The organism is Pseudoalteromonas sp. CuT4-3 (genome assembly GCF_035666335.1).
In the GTDB taxonomy this organism is placed as follows: domain Bacteria; phylum Pseudomonadota; class Gammaproteobacteria; order Enterobacterales; family Alteromonadaceae; genus Pseudoalteromonas; species Pseudoalteromonas atlantica.
The window spans coordinates 2220068-2236111 of the sequence record NZ_CP142030.1 but is presented as its reverse complement, the minus strand read 5'-3'; the positions used below and the strand labels follow the sequence as shown (position 1 = coordinate 2236111).

Here is a 16044-nt window from a genome sequence, read left to right as displayed (position 1 = left end):
CTCACTCTTTATATAAACCACCACACCAGCTTATTTAAACGCGTAGGGCGGATAAGCAAAGCGCCATCCGAAAAGGCTAATTAATTTCTTCCCCGCAGTGATAGCATTTATTTTTTGGCAGGCGATAGCTAGTAGCTGATTGCATTACCTGGTTTTTCTTACAATTTGGGCAAAAGTAATTAATAACATTCACAATTAACGCGATTGCAAAAATAAAACTGCCAATATAAAACGGGTTTGTATAAAACTGGCTACTCGCTGGTGAAAACATAAAGCCAATAACACATATAATCAATGCGACTAAATACACTCTAAACTTAATTGCCTTACTCAAAATTAAATTCTCCTTTTTTTATCTTTTTATCAAATAGATTGGTAATTAGCTATACAAAGTTTTATTTTATATGAGATATTTTAAGGTGCGTAATCTAACAATATGGACATTTAAATCACTGAGTTTAAAAAGCTCTCAGGGCTTATATTGAAAGTATTAAGAGCCACATATTAAGGAGAGTGAGATGGATAGAGAAAATGTAAATACTGGGCATCAAAACTTTCAAGAGAAAGAAGTGTCCCGTCCTGAAATAGGTTGACGGTTTTAATGAAAGACTTGGTGCGAAAGCGCCAGGTCTTTTTTATGCACTTGATTTGGTGTTTTCATATCCAAACTTAAGTGCGGTCGCATTTCATTGTATATAAATATCGATTCTTCAACGAGCTGTTTTAACTCTGCCATATTGCGACATTTATACAGTAAAAACTCTTGCTTTAATATCCCGTTAATACGCTCTGCTAATGCGTTTTGATAACAGTCATACCCATCGGTCATCGATGGTCTAATGCCCTCTTTTAATAGCGCATTTTGATATACTTCAGAGCAATATTGTGAACCTCTATCTGAATGATGAATGGCATCACGTTTATATACGCGTTGCTTAATTGTCATTTCTAATGCTTTGGCTACATCGGTTGCTTTCATTTCATCACTCAGCTCATAACCCATTATTTTTCGACTGTAAGCATCAGTGACTAACGATAGGTAATGCACGCCTTGCGCCGACTTTACGTATGTAATGTCACTAACGAAGACTTCCTCGGCCGCAGTAGGCATGTATTCCTTTAGTAAATTGGGATGCTTGCGCATCCAATGGTTACTGTTTGTTGTTTTAGTGTAATTTTTCTTTGGTTTTACAAGAAAGTCATGCTCTCTCAAATAATCAAAAAAACAATCACGACCTAGTTTAATGCCACGCTCTTGCAGGTCTGGCTTTATCATCAGATAAAGTTTCTTCCCACCAATACGAGGCATGAATTGCCGCCAGTACATCACTAATTCTTTGACTGGCTCCAATTCTTTATTCCGAGCATCTATTCTGCGCATAGCTTGATAGTAACCTTGTCGCGTTACGCCATATGCACGGCATAACGGAGTAAGCTTTATTTGATGGTTTTCTTTTGCGCGCGTGATAGCTCGGATATGTACTTTTTTCGCAAGCCCGCTCCATATTCTTCATCCATAATATTAATCATTTCATCTTTGATTAAATCCTTTAGGCGTAACTCTTCTATCTCGCGCTCTAAACGTTTAATTTTTTGTGCTGGGGTTTCTTTCGATTTAGGCATGTTGGCTATATAAGTTGGTTTAGACCAATCTAATTTACCATGTTTTCGCAGCCATACCAGAACGGTACTGCGGCCTTGAATGCCGTAATGACTTTGCGCTTGTTTATAGGTGAAGTCGCCTTTTTCTACTTGCTCAACAATAGATAATTTAAAGCCTAATGTATAATCTCGCTGAGTACGCTTAACGTCTTTAGTTTTAGTGGTTTTCATAAAATAAGTCCTAAATGTGTAAACACATTTCAGGACAAGACAAAGCTATAAAATGGGAAAATAGATTTTTCATTGCCTTTAGTATTACATGGATTGCTCCTCTTGTAATTTTGGCTTTTCAGCTCAGCTTAGTTGGCAATCAGATTAATTTTGATATTTCAAAGCTTAATAATTGGGAAACTATTGAAGTCACTTTTTCTTTACCTATTAAAGTGTTTCTATTAATGGTTACCATTACGACATTATTAGGGGTGTATTCGAGAAGCTTGAAATTTTCAGAGCAGCTTAGGTTATCGAGGCTCCAACAGGGTTTAGCCTTTGAGCAATTACTCTTAGCTAAAAAGCAGGCTGAAAGAGTCGAAGAGCAACTTAGGCTCTCTATTAAGAAAGAAAATTTTATGCTTTATCAAGAGCATAAAAAGCAGTTTTATGAAAAGTTAGAAGATTTATTACAAATATCAAAGTCTACTTTTAGGCTTTCTGTTCTGTCTGAAGAAGAAAATGTATTAATATTTAAAGATAAGCTATACAGTGTTACTTTCCCTGAAAACAGCCCCAAAAGTGTTGAAAATATCAGTTTGAAATCCAGTAATATTATTTATGACAAGGATAGTCCGCTTCTTGATTTAGGGTTACTTAATGAGGTGGATAGGGGTATGAGTGATAAGCAATTGGAAGAGAAATTACGAATTTTTACTGCAAACCTCTCTAATATGGGTATTGCCATCAAGTTTTATTCGAAAAAAAGTAAAAAATTTGATGGAAGAGTATTTTACATGGACATAAATAGAGTAATAACTGTGCTTGGTAGCTTCGGGTTAATTGAGAGTACTCATAAGGATGCTCTTTGTGAAAGTGAAACTTACAGACTAATTTTTGATAAATATGAAAAAGTGGATAGTAATCTAGACGCCTCGCAAGAATGATATAATATTTTCTAGGTTAAGAAACTGTTTGATTTACGACATAGTAAACAATTACTACGAACGTTCTTCATATTACACTTATCTAATAACTATACGATATTATTGCCTTAATCTACAAAAATCTTATAAACCATCACAAAACGTAATCATTAATATCATATTTGATAATTTTTTGTCCTCACTACATTCATTTATCATGGCTAATTAATTCCTTTAATTACATTTAACGCGTTTGCCGTTAAGGAACATGCCATGAATAAAAAAGAGTTAAACCGCAGAGACTTTATGAAGTTATCGGCTGCTGGGTTGGGTGCTGCCGCGCTGCCTATGCTGTTTACAAGTCTAAATGCTAATGCCAACCTGCAAGCAGCTGATAAAGGCGAGCAAGCAAATGGCTTAGCTGATTCGCCAATGCCTTACCCGCGCACGTTTTCGCATATTGGTGTGTCAGTGCCAAACTTAGAACAAGCCGTTAAGTTTTACACTGAGGTGTTAGGCTGGTATTTAATTATGAAACCCACACAAATAACAGAAGATAAATCACCGACTGGTGAGATGTGTACTGATGTATTTGGTGCTGGGTGGGGCAGTTTTAAAATAGCCCATTTATCAACAGGGGATAGGGTGGGGGTTGAGCTATTTGAATTTAAAAATCAGCAAAACCCAAAAAATAATTTTGAGTATTGGAAAACGGGAATATTTCATTTATGCGTACAAGACCCTGATGTAGAAGGACTCGCTGATAAAATAGTGGCCGCGGGCGGAAAAAAGCGTATGAAAGCGCCGCGCTATTATTACCCAGGGGAAAAACCATACCGCATGATTTACATGGAAGACCCGTTTGGCAATATTTTAGAAATTTATAGCCACAGTTACGAGCTTATATATTCAAGTGGCGCTTATGGTTAATTAATTATGTAACGCGTCACTGTACTTCACTGTACTTCATTGAATAAACGCTAATAAAAAAGCGTAGCCCTAGAGCAACGCTTTTGTATATTTTTTACAGCTTACAGCTTACAGCTTACAGCTTACAGCTAACTTATTCCGCCGCTAAATAATCTAAAACCACTTGGTGGTGATCTTTGGTTTTAAACTTATCAAATAAGTGTTTAATTTTACCGTCTTGGCCTACTAAAAAGGTTAAGCGGTGAATACCGTCATACTCTTTACCCATAAACTTTTTGTAGCCCCATACGCCAAATGCTTCAGCAATGGCGTGATCTTCATCGGCGAGTAAATCAAAGTTAAGCTCTTTTTTAGTTTCAAAGTTTTTAAGGCGCTTAATAGGGTCTGGGCTAATGCCTACAACGCGGGTGTTAAATTGAGCAAGCTGCGCTTGTTGGTCACGTAAGTTTTCGGCTTGAACCGTGCAACCCGGTGTAGAGGCTTTAGGGTAAAAGTACACCAGTACTTGTTGCTCTTTTAACAGCTCACTTAACGTGACTGTTTCGTCGTTTTGGTTTTGTAAGCTAAATTCTGGTGCTGTATCACCGGCTTGTAATGGACTAATTTTGTTCATGCTGTGCTCCTTAGCGAATACGTTTAAAAATATAATCTACGTTAAGACTGTGCGAAAGGTTTTCAAAGGTCACTTTAAATTGGTCTATATCAACCTCTACTGGGATATTAAACTCAATTTCGCAGCGCATTTTAGTGTTGGTTTCTTCATCGTAGGTGTCTGACTTTAATGAGCAGATACTAATGTGGTGATCGGCAAAAAAACGCGTTACTTTACTCAGTGTACCTGGGGTGTCTATCCCTGTGTATTCAAGGGTATAGCCTGCGCAAAATTCACTTTCGGTGTGGCGAGTGGTGCTGCGCTTCATCATGGTGAGTAGGCCTAGCTCCATGCCTTTAGTAGGCAAGGTGTGCTCTATGCGGCTAATGGCCGACATATCGCCGCTTAGCAGCATGGTAAAGGTAAATTCGCTGCCTAAAATGGCTATTCGGCTATCTATAATGTTGCAATGACAATCACTTACAAGCTGTGTAAGTTCACTTACAATTCCCGGTCTATCTTCGCCAATAGCGGTTAAAACAATTTGATGATTTGAAAATGCAGTCATGAAGTTTAATACCTACGTTTTTTGAAATATAACAACCGAGTTGGTATAGCCCGCTGCGCATACACTACGTTGCACGGCGGCGAAGTTTAACACAAAAAGCGCCCTAAACTACATAGGCGCTTAATTAAAGGCGCTTTAAAGCGTTGTGTTCCTTGTTTTTACTGGCACAGGAAAGTACCATAGCTAAAATTTGTCTTTTTGTTGTGATTGATTTTATAACACTTAGGTGTGAACTTTATTGCAATTAGACAGCCAAATAATAAATGTAAAGTTAATGTTGATTTTACACTGAACCAAATTCGGTATTACCCACTCATATACGTGTAAAACAATTAAAGGGTATGCTAAGGAGAAATATCTGTGCAGTATTGGATCCCAAAAGCACTTGCAGTGAGTGTATTGGTAAGTTTATCAGGGTGTAATGTTTTTATTAATGAAGCGCACAACGAACGCAATTATCGTACGCATGAAGGTGTTAAAACCCCGCCATCGTTATCTCAACCAGCGCAAGATCCGGTTTATAAAATGGATGTGGGCCAATACGATAACAACCCTGAGGCAACAAACTATCGTCCACCAGCACAGGTTTTAACTGTTGCTAAAGGTAGCTGGGTAGAAGAGGGCGATAAACAAGCGCGTATTTACTTTGATAAAAACGATGGCATTGTTGATTTAGATGAATTTGTTTGGGACTCAATTAAAGCGGTTATTGCCGAAAATAATGCAACAACCACAAAAGAAGATAAGCTACTTGGTATTATCGAAACTGACTGGTACTCAATAATTAAAGCTGAAGAGAGCTGGTTGTGGGGCGATGAGGTAAGCGAAAACCAAGAGCGTTTTAGATTCACAATTGAAGAAAAATCGCATCAGCGTACTGCTTCGTTACGCGCAGAACTTATTGACTTTAAAGGTGATGACACGTTAACTGATTTACTTAAGCAGCAATTAGAAGTACGCGCGCTTAACCAAGTTGTGGCTGAATTTGATTATCGCTACCGTCAGTTAGAAGTAGAAAACCGCAAGCGCCAAGGTATTATTTCTTTAGAAATGGGCTTTGATAACAAAGGCAATGCTGCACTTGTTACTGAGCAATCATACGATGCAGTATTCGATCGCTTCTCGGGCTTTTTAGAGCGCCTATCGTTTACTATTGTTGAGATTAAAACCGATACCGGCTTAATAACTGCCGACTACAACAAGCCAGAAAGCAGTGTATGGGATTCGATTTGGGGCGACGAAGTTGCGCAGCTTCCAATTGAAGAAGGCCAATACCAAATTTTAGTGAGCAAAACTAAAGAAGGCGGTACAAGCTTAACCTGGATGGATGACAAAGGCGAAACACTCGAACCTGGCACCATGAATGGTTTACAACAAGCGTTAGAAGCAGCACTTATTCAGCGCGGCATCAAAATTTAATAATTAATAATAAGTTTTTACTACAAAAAGAGCGCTTTGCTCTTTTTGTAGTTTTTATGGATTAAAAAATATGTCTCAGTTACCTCCTCGCGGGCACTATACGTGGCGCACTTGGTTTACTTTTTTAGTACCGTCGTTAATTGGTGTGTTTTTATTTATGACACCCATTCCTACCGCAGACGGGATGACCATTCCTATTGCGTTAATGGCTAAAGGCGTGCAAGCGTTGATGTCTGGCTCTGCGCAAGCAATTATTACCCTCATTATTTGTATTACTGGAGTTATGTCGGTGATCACCAAAGTATTTAAACCCACCGCTATTTGCCAATCACCCCTGTTAAAACATTTATTTGATGTAAGTGTAGTGTGGTTAGTGGTGCGTTTATTTGGTATGGCGTTTGTGCTAATGACCCATTTAGGGTTAGGTAGCGAGGCAATCACCTCTGCAAACACAGGTGCTTTGGTATTAAACGACTTATTACCTGTTTTGTTCTCGGTATTTATACTGGCCGGTTTATTACTGCCTTTACTAATTAACTTTGGGTTATTAGAGCTTGCAGGCACTATGCTAACCAAGGTAATGCGCCCTGTATTTGGCGTACCTGGGCGAAGTGCAGTTGACTGTACTGCGTCGTGGTTAGGTGATGGCAGTGTTGGTATTTTAATGACCGCAAGGCAGTACGACCAAAAGCACTACACGCAGCGCGAAGCCGCTATTATTGGTACTACGTTTTCGGCGGTTTCTATTACCTTTAGCTTGGTGGTTTTAGGCCAAGTGAAATTAGAGCACTTATTTGCCCCATTTTATGCCACCGTATGTTTAGCCGGTGTGGTTGCCGCTATTATTGTGCCGCGCTTACCGCCACTTCGCTTTAAAAAAGATTTGCTTATTGATGGTAGTGAGCCAAATCGCGATGCAGAGGCTATCCCAACGGGTAAAAGCTTAGTAGGGCACTCACTTGATGTAGCATTAGCAAAAGCCAATAACTCGTCGGGCTTTAAAGGTACCTTAAAAGAGGGTGTACATAATGCGCTTGATATGGTGTTTGGTGTACTGCCTGTTGTAATGGCCGTAGGAACATTTGCACTTATAATTGCTGAGCACACGCCGGTATTTCAATATTTAGGTATGCCGTTTGTGCCATTTTTAGAGTGGTTACAAGTACCCGAAGCACAGGCCGCGGCACAAACTATTATGGTGGGATTTGCCGATATGTTTATTCCGTCAATTTTAGCTGCGGGCACCATTGAAAGTGATGTAACTCGCTTTATTATTGCCGCAATGAGCGTAACTCAGCTAATTTACATGTCTGAGGTTGGTGCACTTTTACTGGGCAGTAAAATACCGGTAAACATTGTTGAGCTGTTCGTTATATTTATTTTACGTACACTTATTACGCTGCCGGTTATTGCCTTAATGGCGCATTGGTTAGTTGGCTAGTAGTGTGTTTTAATTATAAAAAAGCCCTGATTTGTCAGGGCTTTTTTGTGGCTAGTTATTTCAATTTACCCTAATGCTTAACATTCTTAAGTGGGCAAATTGATACTAAATACGAATTAAGATTAAAAACGCCTTGCCACTGAAAGAGTTAAAAAGTTTAAACCTGGGTTAGGCTCTTTAAATCCGGCGTTTGAGTAATGAATAACCCGAAGCGCTACGTTAGTGTGGCCAAAGTCTGCAACTAGGCCAATACGGTCTTCAAATTGGTAGTGAGTACTAATATTTTTGCCCGCAAATTTAGTTTCATCAATAAGCGATACACCAATACCTGCTTCAATATAAAACGGGGTATTGTGAAAACTAAAAGCAGGAAACTGCAGTACGGGCGACATAGCCAAAACAAGATTAGATTGCGAGTTGTCACCATGGCGGTATTCCCACATATTAACGCTGGTTTCAAAATAAAAGCGCGCATCGCCCACTAAGTTTTGTAAGCTAGGGGCATGATATTGATAAGCCAGCTTAACACCATTCACGTTGCCTTCGCCTTTGAGAACATCTACGGCGTAACCATGATTAGACTGCGCAAGCGCCGTGTTACCCCATACAGAAATAACTAAAAATAAAATAAGTGTGAAAGTTTTATATACCGTTTTCATAACTGCCAAATTGGTGTGTGAGTCGAATGAGTAAATAAATGATAAGGGCGAGCCATTCACATTTTCAATGAGGACAAAATGCCGCTTGTTTATGGGGTGTTAACAGGGAAAGCTTAACTAATTGAAAATAAATAATTTATTTAATTGGTGCTGTTTTGGCATTAATAAGGTGCATTTTTGTGTCTGTTTTTGTGGCTTAAAATCGCGTAATTTAGCCACATCTTAATCACACACATGGTCACGCTCATGAAACTTTTTAACACTATTTTTATTGCTGCTGCCTTTTTTAGCAGCGCGTTATTTGCGCAAACGGCGCAGTCGCCTCAACATATGCTTGAAGGCGTTGCCGATACGCTTTTTAGCGATATTGCAAAAGTAAATGCACAAGGCGATGCAAGCAAAGCCGATATGGCGCGCATTGTAGAGACGCGTTTAATGCCAAACATAGATATTAAGTTCGTGTCGTTTAAATTGCTTGGTAAGCACATTAAAGGCATTGAGCGCGAGCAAGCTGTACGTTTTATTGATGCGGTAGAGCATTATTTAACAGGTACTTACGCAGGTGCGCTAATGAAATACACCGGCCAGCAAGTAGTATTTGAACAAGATACCGCTAAAAGCGACTCTGAGTACGCTACAGTTAAAACGCAAATTATTGAGCCAAACGCGCCCGTGATTGATCTGCATTTTAAGCTGCGCCAAGGTAAAGACCAGCAATGGAAAGTTTACGACATTGTTGCCGAAGGTATTTCGCTTTTAAGCGCTAAGCAAAAAGAGATCATTCAACGCATTTCTGATGTAGGCTTAGAGCAAGTAATTACTGAACTAAAAAATAAATAGTTCACTTCCTGATTAAGACCCTCTCCAACCACAAAAGCAGCCGCACTAAAGTGTATTGGCTGCTTTTATATTTTCTTAATATTCATCTACTTTAAGCTCGCAGCAAAAAAAAGGTGTGATAGAATATCAGCACGTCGATTAAGCGTGGTGTCAGCTAAAAACTGCTATAACTGACGCCTCATCAAGCTACACTGGAGTTGTGCTGTTTTAATGGAAAATGTACTGATTTGGCCAAAGGAATACCCATTACTTATTAAAGGACTTGTAGAACAAAACGGTGCCTTTATTTTAGATGCTTTAGAAGCTTGGCCTGCATGTCGTTCTACTATTGAAGATGACGGTGTATGCACCACTGTGCTACCGCCCATTTACTATTTGATATGGTTAACCCCGCTTGAACCCTTTGAAGAGTGTTATTTTCAGCATATTAGTGAATATGACGAAGATGCGCACGCTTACATTGCTGCTGTTAAAAATCATTATTTAGATAACGAATACACCAGCGAGTCCATGGCGTTAATGCTGTGCCAGCGCTTAGAAAAATACGCCAGTGTGGCGGCTCAAAACGCACTTGATACGCCGCTTTCGTTGTTTAGCTTATTATTTAGTAAACGCTATTTTTCGTTAATTGAACATGCTCTAAATAGTGGCAGCAAATTAAGTGCACACGATACGCTAGCACTGTGGCAAGAAGTTGATTTTAGAGAGCGTTTAAGTGCTTTTTTACCTGAATCGGTTGCTGATTTAAACGAACTTACAGAGCTTGCCAGTCAAAAAGTAGCAAACGGTAAAGACTATTTTACGCTGTTAACGCAAGTATCGCCTGATGTTGATTCTATTGTATTGCTTGAAAAAGCATTACTTGCTCATTTAAGCCAAAAAAGCGCAAAGCAAACCATGGCAATGCGTTTTATAGAGCAAGGTGCCACTGGTACATTGGCTGATGAAAACAATAAAACAGCGTTTATGTGGGCAGCCGAAAAAGGCTATGTAAATGTGATAGAAACCCTGTTGGCTAAACAGGATCAAAAAGCGCAAGACACCTTAGGCAATACTGCACTGCATTATGCAGTGTTAGCTAAAAACGAAACCCTTATGGTGCTATTACTAAAAGCAGGTTACGACTTTAGAGCACGTAATAACGAGGGCTTAAGCTGTTACCGGTTAGCAGTAAGTATTAAAGCAAGCAATTTAGTTAAATGCCTTGAGCGCGATTTTGGTATAAAAGAGCTTTCGCCAGAAGGGCAGTTTAACCGCATTAAAAAGGTGCACGCCTTACACGCAATTGTCACTATTTTATTACCATTGCAGCTCTATTTCTTTTTTGATGAAAGCATTGCCATAAAAAGTGAGCTGACTTTAATTTTTACATTGATTGCATCGGTGTGTTTTTTCTTTGCGGCGAGTTTAAAGCGCTGTGCGCTCTATCCACATATAAAGCACCCGTGGGGATTGTTTGTGTTGCGTGTTTTTTCGTTGTTAAGCTTAATAGCTCAGCTTGGATTAGCCAGCATAGTTGCACTGGCTGCACTGAGCGAATTAGTGTAGCGACTGCCATGGCAAACTAAAAGCCTAAAAAAACGCGCTTACATTGTTATGTTAAGCGCGTTTTTTGTATGTATAAGCTGTTATACCAATCCGCAATAATATCTAATCATTTTGCGGGGCTAAACGTGTCGCTATCTGCGTTAAAAAACTCTCATTTAGAACAACTAAATAGCGAATTTTTTGCCTTGCTATCAACACGTTTTTCCATCCTCAAAATAGATTACTTACTTATGCGGATTGGTATTATTTCAACTTTCAACTTAAATAATTTATTTTGCGAATTAGTATTATTTATTGTATTCGTTAGCGGCTTTTTCCTCTGCTAGCTCTTCTTTAAGCTTACGTATTTTTAAGCCTTGCTCTTGCCCACGGTGCCTTGCGTAATACGTGCAGCCAATAAACATGGCTGAGGCAAAAACAAGCTCTAATAACACCCATATTAGCTCATCAGGCGCAGCCCATAGCATGGTTAAGCCGTGTATAAAGTACAACATAACAACAAAGTTAGCCCAGGCGTAAGTGTAAGTGTTGTCTTTAATAAAGCCTCTTAAGGGCAACAGTAACGGGATTATAGGCACAAACAAGGATACAAAACTTGCGTTGCCATTTAGCGGAGGTACAAAGTACATCCACAGAGGAAATAAAAGTAATAAACCCACATAGCCAAAAATAGCGGTGCGCTGAAATTTTACAGTAATTGGCTTTTTAGCAGGGGTGTCAGCGGTATTCATTGAAGTTTTCTCGCAATGTGAGTGAGGCGTTTACCAACGCTTTGGCATATTTTAATTTCGTCTTTACTTAAAGTATTCGTATTACTACTGCCGGCTACATGTGTTGCCCCGTAAGGTGTGCCGCCGGTTTGCGTAGCTAGTAACTCTGGTACTTCGTAAGGTACCCCTAATAACATCATGCCGTGGTGTAGTAGCGGTAATGATAAATTAAGTAAGGTGGCTTCATTTCCGCCATGCATACTGCTTGACGATGAAAACACACAGGCCGGTTTATCTATTAACTGGCCTTTTAGCCAGAGATCGCTGGTGGTTTCCCAAAACGTTTTTGCTTGCGATGCCATCATGCCAAATCGGGTAGGTGTGCCAAAAGCAAGGCCGTCGCAATTTATTAAATCATCTTTTGTAATTACTATATCGTGCGGATTTTTAGCAACAAAGGTACGCAATACGGCTGTGGCACCCTGTTGCTCTATAGATTCGGCTATTTCGTGCGCCATAGCCTCAACCGAGCCATGGCTTGAGTGATACAGTACAACAATGCGAGTCGTCATTATAATACGCTTAATACGTTTTCAGGCGGACGGCCAAGGGCTGCTTTACCGTTGTTTTGTACAATAGGGCGTTCAATAAGTTTAGGGTTGTCTACCATGGCGTTTATTAGCTCTGACTCGTTGGTTTCTTCTTTTAGGTTAAGCGCTTTGTATGCATCTTCTTTTGTGCGCATTAGCTGGCGAGCTGAGCTAAACCCTAATTGTTCTAAAAGTTGGCTTATTTGCTCATGGTTAAGCGGTGTTTTTAAATACTCTACTACGCTTGGTGTTACGTTGTTCTGCTCTAGTAATGCGAGGGTTTCACGCGATTTAGAACAACGTGGATTATGATAAATAGTAACTGACATACAATTAGTTCCAAAATGTAATTTGCCGCTATTTTAGGGCAAGCGCTGACAGACTTAAAGCCTTGCCAGCTCTTTTTGTAAACGGCGATACTGAGTAAGCAAGGCTTTTAGGCGTTGCTGTTTAACCAGCTCTGTGGGTTCTACGAAGTTAAGCGCTTTTTGGATTTCGTCTGCGGCTTTAATATACGCGCCATATTGCGATAACACATCAGCATTGGCCTCGTGATAAGCGGCAAGCTTGTCTTGCTTTTTATAGGCATCGGCTAATAGCTGTTTACCTAAGTTGTGGTCGGGTTTTTCAAGTAAAAAGCTTTTTAAAATGTTTTCAGCTAATTCAAACTGCTCAGCCTCTAATGCCGCATTTGCATAGTTTAAAGTTATAACTTGGTTGTTAGGGCGATAGTTATTTAGTTCAGCCAAAAAATTTACCGCTTCGTCGGCTTTTTTTTGCGCTATTAGTAAATCGGTATGGGTATCGATATAAAATAAATTTTTAGGACTTTGCGCTAATAGCGGCTCTAAAATTTCGGCGGCTTCATCTAGTTTATCTTGATCAAGTAAGCTTATACCCAAGCCATATTTAAGCGCGGTGTTGTTGTAACTGTTTTCGCGCATTAATTTTTTAAATAACGCTTCGGCATTTTCGGGCTTATTGGCATAACGGGCAAGTACACGGCTTTTTGCTAAATTAAACTCAAGGCTTGGGTTTAAATGGCGCACAGGGAATTGCTCTGCACGTAGGCGTACGTCAGATACACGGCTCTCTGGCAATGGGTGAGTCAGTAAAAAAGCGGGTGGTTTGTACTTATATCTTATTTGCGCTGAAAGTTTAGTTAAAAATTCACTCGATGCACGGGCGTCAAAACCGGCGTTATTAAGGGTTTGCATACCAATTCTGTCGGCTTCTTGCTCGGCAGCACGGCTGTGAGTTAATTGGCTAAACGCAGCCTGGGTTTGGTTAGCCGAAATAATAGCAATACCTGCGTCGGGAGCAACAACGGTGGCTAATATACCGGCTATCATGCCTGCAATAGTCAGTGCGCTGTTGTCTTGTTGTTGCTGAATACGACGAGCTAAATGGCGCTGAGTTACGTGCGCTATTTCGTGCCCAAGTACAGAGGCAAATTGGCTTTCGTTATCTGATTGCGCAATAAGCCCCGTATGCACACCAACATGCCCGCCGTAAAAAGCAAAGGCATTAATTTCGTTGTTATTTACCCAAAAAAACGAAAAAGGAAAACGCACGTCGTTAGCATTAGCCACAAGTTTTCGGCCAAGTGTGGTTAAGTATTCGTCTAAAACGGGGTCGTTTACTACCGGTGATGAGCCTCTTATTTGCATCATCATCACTTCGCCAATGGCTTGCTCTTTTTCAAGTGGCAACACTTGTAGCGCAGACGTGCCTAAATCGGGTAGCGTAAAGTTTGTTTGTGCCTTTAACGGCTCACTAACCAGTAGGCTAAAGGTAAGCGCGGCACTGCATAAAGTGATAAAGGCTGATTTTAGCTGCATTTTATTCCTTGTTAATTTGTTCACCAATGGCAATTTTTGCTATGTCAATTTCATCGCTGCTTGCACGGCTGTCTTTTTCGCACAATTGGTAGAGTTCTTTTATTGTGACTCCATCAAGCTTTACAACGTTCAATTCCTGCTGCAAAAATTTAATAATTTTATGTACTACCTTATGTGCATGTAAAATAATGGCTTTATCGGCCTTGTCGCCGCGCTCAAAATAAAAGCCAATAAACTTATGGAGCTGATTTATGCGGATCAGGTTTTTCATAGAATGCGGATCCCATACTTTAAACTCCATAAAGCGGTTATCTTTAACGTATTGATCAATAATTATGTCTTTAGCATAAGGTTGCGCCCAGAGCTCAAAGCCTCGGTCGGTAAATACTTGGTGTAGCGCTATACGCGGCTTATGCTTGGTGTGTATTTCACCAAAATCATCTTCATAGCCATCAAGTAAGTCTAAGTTCCAATTGCGTTTATTGATCAGGCTTTTTACAGCATTATCAAATCCGTGCTCCAATATTCCTTCAGATTCGCTGACCGAAGAAGCAACAAGATGATAAAAAGGCGGGAGTTCTCCCCAGTTTATCTGCTTTTTATACCAATTAATCTCTTTGAGAGTTGGATTACTAGGTAGTTGCGCTTTATTATGCGTGCCAGGCATTAACTTATCCTTACTGCTAATTATGTTATAAGGATAAACCATTGCTGGAATGGTTTTAAGAAAAAGTTACTGCTGTTCACATTTTATAAATAGAATGACCGACAATATGCGACTTATTATTCATTTTACTTAGCGAGTAAAGTAGTTATGTTAGAGTGCGATTTAAAAAAATTTAAATGCCCACAACAGTTTGTACAATTTAAATTAGCGCTTCGTAATGCGCAGTCATCTAATAAGGCAATAACGTTTAGTATAAATAACGACGAAAGCGCAGATGATATTACGCGTTTTTTAAGCAAAAATGCATATACATATAAATTTGATCAACACCTAGGACTATTACTAGTGGAGCCACTGCATGTTTGAATACGTTAAAACATGGTACGAAAGAAAGTTCTCAGATCCTCATTCAGTCACCTTACTTTTTTTACTCATTGCCTCTGTGGCATTACTGTACTTTTTTGGCTCGTTAATTGTTCCTGTGTTAGTGGCATTGGTGATTGCTTATTTACTTGATTGGCCGGTCGTGCACTTAGAGCGCTTTGGGTTAAAACGCTTTAGCGCCACAGTAATTGTAATGCTGATATTTACCGGGGTTATGCTTACCCTTATTTTGGTTATTGGCCCCGTGCTTTGGAAGCAAACCAGTAATTTAGTACAAGAAACCCCGCACATGGTAGAGCAAGGTAAGTCATTTTTAATGGCCTTACCGCAGCAATACCCCAGTTTAATTAATGCCGAGCAGGTCCAAGCTATCGTGGCAAGTGTAGAGGCAAAGGCGCTCGAATTTGGCCAAGTTATTGTCTCGTTTTCACTTACTTCTCTAAAAGATGTTGTGGCATGGCTTATTTATTTGGTGCTTGTACCCTTACTTGTATTTTTTATGCTTAAAGACAAGCTTGAGCTTACGAGTAGTGCCGCTACGCTTATTCCGCAACAGAGACGGTTAATTTTGCAAGTGTGGCACGAAATGAACCAGCAAATAATGAATTATATTCGAGGCAAAGTATTCGAAATTTTAATTGTGGGTGGCACCTCGTTTATTGCCTTTACTGTACTAGATTTGCGTTATGCAGCTTTACTTGGCGTGTTGGTTGGGTTTTCGGTGTTAATTCCGTTTGTGGGTGCGGCATTGGTTACCATACCGGTTGCGGCGGTGGCGCTGTTTCAATTTGGTATCGAAACGCAGTTTTGGACCATATTAATAATTTACGGGGTCATTCAGGCGCTCGATGGCAACGTATTAGTGCCCTTGTTGTTTTCTGAGGCCGTTGATTTAAATCCCGTATTTATTATTGTTGCAGTGCTATTTTTTGGTGGCTTATGGGGTTTTTGGGGCGTGTTTTTTGCCATTCCGCTCGCATCGCTTGTTAAAGCGCTAATAAATGCCTGGTCATCAACCCATGGAGAAATAACAAAAGAGCGGGCAGAGTAACGTACTTTTAGTTTAAAAAAGCATAGTAAACGCACCTAAGTTACTAATTGATTATTACCCAACGTG

Annotated in this window: 17 protein-coding genes and 1 pseudogene; 9 read left to right on the top strand and 9 right to left on the bottom strand. The window is 39.8% G+C overall.

The genetic code is table 11. The annotated features are described in order from the left end of the window. Nucleotides 1-598 precede the first annotated feature (598 nt). Nucleotides 599-1833, bottom strand: a protein-coding gene (locus VOI46_RS10190; RefSeq protein WP_324737994.1) for an IS3 family transposase whose coding sequence is annotated in 2 segments (ribosomal slippage) — nucleotides 599-1482 and nucleotides 1482-1833 — 1236 coding nt in all. Because the reading frame shifts where the segments join, the coding sequence is not laid out codon by codon here. 14 nt (nucleotides 1834-1847) lie between these two features. On the opposite strand from VOI46_RS10190, the gene VOI46_RS10185 reads away from it, so the two are divergent. From VOI46_RS10185 to VOI46_RS10175, 3 genes and pseudogenes are all read left to right on the top strand, one after another. After that, nucleotides 1848-2759 (top strand): hypothetical protein, encoded by a 912-nt coding sequence (locus tag VOI46_RS10185; RefSeq protein ID WP_289156788.1) that lies wholly within the window; start codon nucleotides 1848-1850, stop codon nucleotides 2757-2759. 252 nt (nucleotides 2760-3011) lie between these two features. Beyond that, nucleotides 3012-3092 (top strand): annotated as a pseudogene (locus VOI46_RS10180) (twin-arginine translocation signal domain-containing protein); the annotation flags it as partial. A gap of 78 nt (nucleotides 3093-3170) precedes the next feature. Then, entirely contained in the window at nucleotides 3171-3668 is a 498-nt protein-coding gene (locus VOI46_RS10175; RefSeq protein ID WP_289156792.1) for a lactoylglutathione lyase family protein, read from the top strand. A gap of 133 nt (nucleotides 3669-3801) precedes the next feature. Here the strand turns inward: VOI46_RS10175 and bcp are convergent, their stop codons facing one another. Together bcp and VOI46_RS10165 are read right to left on the bottom strand one after the other, a co-directional pair. Continuing rightward, entirely contained in the window at nucleotides 3802-4281 is a 480-nt protein-coding gene (gene bcp, locus VOI46_RS10170; protein ID WP_029774548.1) for a thioredoxin-dependent thiol peroxidase, read from the bottom strand. A 10-nt stretch (nucleotides 4282-4291) separates the two neighbouring features. Further along, nucleotides 4292-4828, bottom strand: coding sequence for an ACT domain-containing protein (locus VOI46_RS10165; protein ID WP_004589163.1), 537 nt, complete (start codon nucleotides 4826-4828; stop codon nucleotides 4292-4294). Nucleotides 4829-5188: 360 nt separating this feature from the next. Between VOI46_RS10165 and bamC the strand changes: the two genes are divergently transcribed. Beyond that, entirely contained in the window at nucleotides 5189-6247 is a 1059-nt protein-coding gene (bamC, locus tag VOI46_RS10160; protein WP_029772477.1) for an outer membrane protein assembly factor BamC, read from the top strand. Between the two features lie 70 nt (nucleotides 6248-6317). Beyond that, nucleotides 6318-7688 carry a YjiH family protein gene (locus tag VOI46_RS10155; protein ID WP_004589165.1) on the top strand — a complete coding sequence of 457 codons (1371 nt, stop codon included), beginning with the start codon at nucleotides 6318-6320 and terminating at the stop codon, nucleotides 7686-7688. A 122-nt stretch (nucleotides 7689-7810) separates the two neighbouring features. Here the strand turns inward: VOI46_RS10155 and VOI46_RS10150 are convergent, their stop codons facing one another. Further along, nucleotides 7811-8347 (bottom strand): acyloxyacyl hydrolase, encoded by a 537-nt coding sequence (locus VOI46_RS10150; RefSeq protein ID WP_004589166.1) that lies wholly within the window; start codon nucleotides 8345-8347, stop codon nucleotides 7811-7813. Nucleotides 8348-8593: 246 nt separating this feature from the next. On the opposite strand from VOI46_RS10150, the gene VOI46_RS10145 reads away from it, so the two are divergent. Then, entirely contained in the window at nucleotides 8594-9187 is a 594-nt protein-coding gene (locus VOI46_RS10145) for an ABC transporter substrate-binding protein (protein WP_004589167.1), read from the top strand. A 210-nt stretch (nucleotides 9188-9397) separates the two neighbouring features. Beyond that, nucleotides 9398-10735 (top strand): ankyrin repeat domain-containing protein, encoded by a 1338-nt coding sequence (locus VOI46_RS10140; RefSeq protein WP_004589168.1) that lies wholly within the window; start codon nucleotides 9398-9400, stop codon nucleotides 10733-10735. Nucleotides 10736-11022: 287 nt separating this feature from the next. On the opposite strand, the gene VOI46_RS10135 is transcribed toward VOI46_RS10140, so the two are convergent. The 5 genes from VOI46_RS10135 to VOI46_RS10115 are packed head-to-tail and all read right to left on the bottom strand — an operon-like array spanning nucleotide 11023 to nucleotide 14543. Continuing rightward, nucleotides 11023-11466, bottom strand: a complete 444-nt coding sequence (locus VOI46_RS10135; protein ID WP_004589169.1) for a DUF2069 domain-containing protein — start codon at nucleotides 11464-11466, stop codon at nucleotides 11023-11025. Further along, on the bottom strand, nucleotides 11463-12017 hold the full coding sequence (gene wrbA / locus VOI46_RS10130; protein ID WP_004589170.1) for an NAD(P)H:quinone oxidoreductase: 555 nt from the start codon (nucleotides 12015-12017) through the stop codon (nucleotides 11463-11465). Before wrbA ends, VOI46_RS10135 begins: the two co-directional genes overlap by 4 nt. Continuing rightward, nucleotides 12017-12364: an arsenate reductase (glutaredoxin) gene (gene arsC / locus VOI46_RS10125; protein WP_004589171.1), complete on the bottom strand. Its 348-nt coding sequence runs from the start codon at nucleotides 12362-12364 to the stop codon at nucleotides 12017-12019. Before arsC ends, wrbA begins: the two co-directional genes overlap by 1 nt. 54 nt (nucleotides 12365-12418) lie before the next feature. Continuing rightward, nucleotides 12419-13876: a M48 family metalloprotease gene (locus tag VOI46_RS10120; RefSeq protein WP_004589172.1), complete on the bottom strand. Its 1458-nt coding sequence runs from the start codon at nucleotides 13874-13876 to the stop codon at nucleotides 12419-12421. Nucleotide 13877: 1 nt separating this feature from the next. Further along, nucleotides 13878-14543 (bottom strand): hypothetical protein, encoded by a 666-nt coding sequence (locus VOI46_RS10115; RefSeq protein ID WP_004589173.1) that lies wholly within the window; start codon nucleotides 14541-14543, stop codon nucleotides 13878-13880. A gap of 147 nt (nucleotides 14544-14690) precedes the next feature. On the opposite strand from VOI46_RS10115, the gene VOI46_RS10110 reads away from it, so the two are divergent. Then, on the top strand, nucleotides 14691-14909 hold the full coding sequence (locus VOI46_RS10110; protein WP_004589174.1) for a hypothetical protein: 219 nt from the start codon (nucleotides 14691-14693) through the stop codon (nucleotides 14907-14909). Then, nucleotides 14902-15978, top strand: coding sequence for an AI-2E family transporter (locus VOI46_RS10105; protein WP_004589175.1), 1077 nt, complete (start codon nucleotides 14902-14904; stop codon nucleotides 15976-15978). Before VOI46_RS10110 ends, VOI46_RS10105 begins: the two co-directional genes overlap by 8 nt. The last annotated feature ends 66 nt before the right edge of the window (nucleotides 15979-16044 follow it).